Consider the following 4,774-nt stretch of genomic DNA (forward strand, 5'->3'; position numbering starts at 1 on the left):
GTTCCAGAAGGCGTGGAAGCCGGCGAAGATCGGGCGCCCGTAGCCCTCCTCGACGCGCGCGGCGTGCGCGTTCATCGCGACGTCGAGCAGGCTGTTGCCGACCCCGAGCACGACGAGCGCGGCGACGAACACCGGCGCCGACCAGGCGAACGCGACCAGCGGCAGTCCCGCGCACAGCACGACCGCGCCCAGGACGACCGCCGCGCGGCTGCCGATCCGGGTCAGCAGCGCACCCGCGCCCAGCAGTACCAGCACCGACCCGGCGGCGAGGCCGAAGAGGCCGGTCGCCAGCGCGCCCGTGCTCAGGCCCAGCTGCTCCTGCACCGCCGGTACCCGGGCCAGCCAGGTCGCGAACGCGGCACCGCACACCGCGAACACGACCGAAACCCCCAGGCGGGCGCGTTTCAAGTCACCCGTCACGCCGCCACCTTACGGACCCGCCGCCCTTCGGGGCAGCGGATCATGACCCCATGGCCGCCGCGGACCGGGCTACCGTGGCCGGGTGAAGACCTTGAGCCACGACCGGCTGGCCGTCGCGCTCCTCGGCGAAGCGGACCGGTTCGGGATGGCGATCGCGGGCGCCGCACCGGATTCGCGCGTCCCGACGTGTCCCGAGTGGACACTGCGGGACCTGACCCGGCACGTCGGCGTGGCGTACCACAAGTCCGCCGCGATCATCCTGAGCCGCCCGGCGGGGTACGTGCCGTTCGAGGCCGTCACGATCGACGATCCGCCCGCATTCGCCGGCCTCGGCGACTGGCTCCGCGACGGCGCCGCACGGCTCGTCGCCGCGGTGACCGAAGTCGGCCCCGAGACCCCGACGTCGACCTGGACCCCCGATCGCCGCGCCGGGTTCTGGACGCGGCGGCTGACCCACGAGACGGTCGTCCACCGCGCGGACGCGGCGCTCACCACCGGCGCGCCGTACGACGTCGACGCCGAGCTCGCCGCGGACGGCATCGCCGAAGGCCTCGGCCTGGTCTCCGCCTTTTCGCGGCTGCGGCACCCGGCGCTGGACCGGACGCCGTTGCGGGGCACCGGCGAGACGCTGCTGTTCCACTCGACCGAACCGGACCTCGCCTGGCTGGCCCGGCGGACGCCGTCGGCGGTCGAGGTGAGCGACGAGCCCGCCGCGGCCGACGTGGTCGTCGAAGGCCGGGCCGCCGACCTGCTCCTCGCGCTGACCGGACGCCTCGCCGCGGACGACCCGAGGATCGGCGTGTCCGGTGACGCGGAGCTGTTCCGGCACTGGCTGGCGCACACGCGCTTCTAGCCGCACTTGACGGCAGGCATATAGTCGGAACCGACTGATAGGGAGCGACTAGTGCCGCGCAAGATCCGCAACACCCTCGCCCTCGCTCTGCTCGGCCTGCTGCTGGAACGCCCGATGCACCCGTACGAAATGGCGTCCACGCTGCGCGAGCGGTACAAGGACACGAGTTTCAAGATCAACCCCGGCTCGCTCTACGACACCGTGGAGTCGCTGGCGAAGCACCGCTGGATCGAGCCGGTCGAGACGGTCCGGGAGGGCAACCGGCCGGAGCGGACCGTCTACGCGCACACCGAACTCGGCCGCCAGGAGTTCATCGCGTGGCTCGACGAACTGGTCCGCGAACCGGTCGCGGAGTACCCGAAGTTCGTCGCGGCGGTGAGCTACCTCGGCGCGCTCGGCCCGGAGCGTGCCGCCGACGCGCTGGAGGAACGGGCGCGCCACCTCGCCGGACGCATCGAGGGCGCCGACACCGCGCTGGCCGAGACGGTCGGCAAGGGCGCGCCGCGGCTGTTCATGATCGAGGTCGAGTTCGTCCGGCACGCCTCGCAGGCCGAGCTCGACTGGGCCCGCCGCACGGCCGCCGAAATCCGCGCCGGCTCCCTGCCCTGGCCCGAACACCCCTGAGGGGAAGAACATGCTCGAAACCGACGTCCTCATCGCCGGCGCCGGCCCGGCCGGCCTGCTGCTCGCCGCGGAACTCGCGCTGGCGGGCGTCCGCACCACGATCGTCGAACGCCACCCGGAACGCCCGCCGTACTGCCGCGGCTTCAACCTGAACTCGCGCGCGCTGGACCTGCTGGCGCGGCGCGGGCTGGCCGACGGCCTGGTCGCCGAGGGCCACCGGGTGCCGCACGCCCCGGTCACCGGCCTGCCCGGCCCGCTGCTGCTCGACGGCGCGGCGACCGACCACCCGTTCTCGCTGGGCATCCCGCAAACGCGCGTCGAGGAGGTCCTGGAGGCGCGCGCCCTGGAACTCGGCGCCGAAATCCGGCGCGGCCACGAGCTGCTTTCCTTCACCCAAGACGATTCCGGGGTCACCGCGTCGCTCCACAATGGACTGTCCATTCGGGCGCGGTACCTGGCCGGCTGCGACGGCGGGCGCAGCACTGTCCGCAAGCAGGCCGGGATCGGCTTTCCCGGCGTCTCCGCGCGCTGGTTCGCGCTGCTCGCCGACGTCGAATGCGAGCTGCCGTACGGACCTTCGGCCGGTCCGGACGGCCGGACGGTGTTCGTGATCCCGCGGCCCGGGTACGTCCGCATCGTCGTCCGAGAGGACGAGCCGCCGTCGGACAAGGACACGCCGGTCACGCTGGATCTGGTGCAGGCGCAGGTGGACGCCGTGCTGGGACGGCACGTTCCGCTGCGCGCACCCCGCTGGCTGAGCCGCTTCGGCGACGCGGCCCGGTTGGCGTCGAGTTACCGGTCGGGGCGCGTGCTGCTGGCCGGGGACGCGGCGCACATCCACCCGCCGGCGGGCGCGATCGGGGTGAACGTGGCGCTGGACGACGCGTTCAACCTCGGCTGGAAGCTGGCGGCGACCGTACGCGGGACGGCTCCCTCGGGGCTGCTCGACACGTATCACGCCGAGCGGCATGCCGCGGGCGAGCGGATTCTGGCCAACACCCGGGCGCAGGTCGCCGTGGAGGAGGCGGGCGACGAGCCGTGGGCCGATTTGCTGCGGCGGGTCGCGGCGCACCCGGCGGGGAACCGGGCGCTGGCCGAGATCATCACCGGGTTGGACGCTCGGTACGAGACCGGTGAACACCCTTGGCTGGGCCGGCTGGCGCCGGATGTTCCGTTGACCGTTTCGGGTCAGCCGACGCACTTGGCCGCGCTGCTGCATTCCGGGCGGCCGGTGCTGGTGGATCTGGCCGGGGCGTTCGGTGGGCGGTCGGCGGGGGTCGAGGTGGTGGCGGCTTCGTCCGGTTTGGACATCGGCGCGGTGCTTCTGCGGCCGGACGGGCACGTTGCCTGGGTGACGGAGGGGACGGACGACGCCGGGCTCGCGGAAGCCCTGCGGCGGTGGGTGGGCGACGTGCCGGTCCCGGCGTCCGCCTAGCCGGGCGGGCGGTCCAGCACCGCCCGCTGCTCGACCCGCCCCTCCAGCGTGAACTTGCTGTGCGGCGCGAACCCCAGCTTCGCCACCACCCGGGCCGACGCCGTGTTCGCCGGTTCGTACACCGCCAGCAGCCGGTCCGCCCAGCCTGCCTCGAAAGCCTTGTCCCGCACCGCCGAAGTCGCCTCCGTCGCGTACCCCCGGCCCCAGCCCGAAGGGGCGATCCACCAGCCCATCTCGACGGCCGGCGTGCCCAAGCCCGACTCGGTGGCGCTGCGGGAGACCAAGGACACCACGCCGTCGAACGAGCCGGGGGAAGCCGAAATCGCGAACCAGCCGAAGCCGTGCGATGCCCAGTGGGCAAGCGTCGCGCGGTGCTTGCCCAGGGTGTACTCGTGGCTCCACGGCTCGCCGGTGCCGACGTAGCGGACCGTCTCCGGGAGCTGGGCCAGTGCGAACAAGCCGTCGAAGCAGTCTTCGGACCACGCGTGCAGCGTGAGGCGTTCCGTGGTGATCAACACCGGCACCAGTTTAGGCGTGCGCCGTCTTCCCGCCATCGATTACCAGCTGCGCGCCCGTCATGTACGGGAAGTCGCCCGAAGCCAGTGCCAGCGCGAAGACCGCGATCTCGTCCGCCGTCGCCATCCGCTTCAGGCCCGGCACGTTCGACAGGGCCCAGTTCGCCGCCATCGCTTCCCAGACCGGGTCCGGGAGGGCCATCGCGCCGCCGGCCCGGCGCACCAGTTCCGTGTTCGTCGTGCCCGGGACCAGGGCGTTGACGCGGATCCCGTCCGCCGCGTAGTCCAGTGCCGCCGTCTGGACCAGGCCGACCAGGCCGCGTTTCGACGCCGTGTACGCCGCGCGGCCCGCGTCCGTGGCCAGCGCGTTGGACGACGCCGTCACCACCACCGTGCCGCCGCCCGCCGCCTTCAGGTGCGGGACCTCGTGCTTCAGCGCCAGGAAATTGCCGCGCAGGTTCGTACCCACGACGTCGTCCCACTCCGCCGCGCTGTACTCGTGCAACGGCTTCTGGACGGTCACGCCCGCGTTGTTGAAGCACACGTTCAGCCCGCCGTACCTGCCTGCGATCGTGTCGACAAAGCGCTTCACGTCGTCTTCCGAGCGGACGTCGGCGCGCACGTACGTCGCCTCGCTGCCCGCCGCGCGGATCTCCCGCTCGAGCGCGGCGCCGAGGTTCTCGCGGCGCCCGCAGAAGCCGACCTTGCCGCCCTCGGCCGCGAACCGCAGCGCCGCCGCCCGGCCGATACCCGACGTCGCGCCGGTGATCAGCACGACCTTGCCCGCGAACCGCCGGGCCGCCGACGGCCCGATCTGCGGCGTCTTCGCGCCGCCCTGCACCAACCCGACGCCGGCCACCGCGCCGACGCCGGCCGCGATGCCGCTGGTGGCCAGCAGGCGGCGACGGCTGTAGCGGCGGGGGTCTT

At 73.2% G+C, this 4,774-nt stretch carries 6 protein-coding genes; 3 read left to right on the forward strand and 3 right to left on the reverse strand.

From position 1 onward, the window contains the following. Window positions 1–420: MFS transporter (locus G3I65_RS14150; RefSeq protein WP_160696522.1), on the reverse strand; the 420-nt coding region annotated here is incomplete at its 3' end. 82 nt (window positions 421–502) lie between these two features. Between G3I65_RS14150 and G3I65_RS14155 the strand changes: the two genes are divergently transcribed. Genes G3I65_RS14155 through G3I65_RS14165 form a run of 3 tightly spaced genes read left to right on the forward strand, consistent with a single transcriptional unit; the run spans window position 503 to window position 3,332 of the window. Beyond that, window positions 503–1,273, forward strand: coding sequence for a maleylpyruvate isomerase family mycothiol-dependent enzyme (locus G3I65_RS14155; protein WP_160696523.1), 771 nt, complete (start codon window positions 503–505; stop codon window positions 1,271–1,273). Window positions 1,274–1,324: 51 nt separating this feature from the next. Continuing rightward, window positions 1,325–1,897: a PadR family transcriptional regulator gene (locus G3I65_RS14160; protein ID WP_160696524.1), complete on the forward strand. Its 573-nt coding sequence runs from the start codon at window positions 1,325–1,327 to the stop codon at window positions 1,895–1,897. A gap of 10 nt (window positions 1,898–1,907) precedes the next feature. Further along, entirely contained in the window at window positions 1,908–3,332 is a 1,425-nt protein-coding gene (locus G3I65_RS14165) for an FAD-dependent monooxygenase (RefSeq protein WP_160696525.1), read from the forward strand. Here G3I65_RS14165 and G3I65_RS14170 read toward each other — a convergent pair. Further along, window positions 3,329–3,850 (reverse strand): GNAT family N-acetyltransferase, encoded by a 522-nt coding sequence (locus tag G3I65_RS14170; protein WP_160696526.1) that lies wholly within the window; start codon window positions 3,848–3,850, stop codon window positions 3,329–3,331. The genes G3I65_RS14165 and G3I65_RS14170 overlap by 4 nt on opposite strands. Window positions 3,851–3,860: 10 nt before the next feature. Then, window positions 3,861–4,774 (reverse strand): SDR family NAD(P)-dependent oxidoreductase (locus tag G3I65_RS14175; protein WP_309235447.1); only part of this gene is annotated, 914 nt, incomplete at its 5' end.

The organism is Amycolatopsis sp. SID8362 (genome assembly GCF_010550475.1).
In the GTDB taxonomy this organism is placed as follows: Bacteria; Actinomycetota; Actinomycetes; order Mycobacteriales; family Pseudonocardiaceae; genus Amycolatopsis; species Amycolatopsis eburnea.

Coding starts and splice junctions, on each gene's coding strand:
- G3I65_RS14165 (WP_160696525.1), top strand. CDS start 1,908: ATGCTCGAAACCGACGTCCTCATCGCCGGCGCCGGCCCGGCCGGCCTG.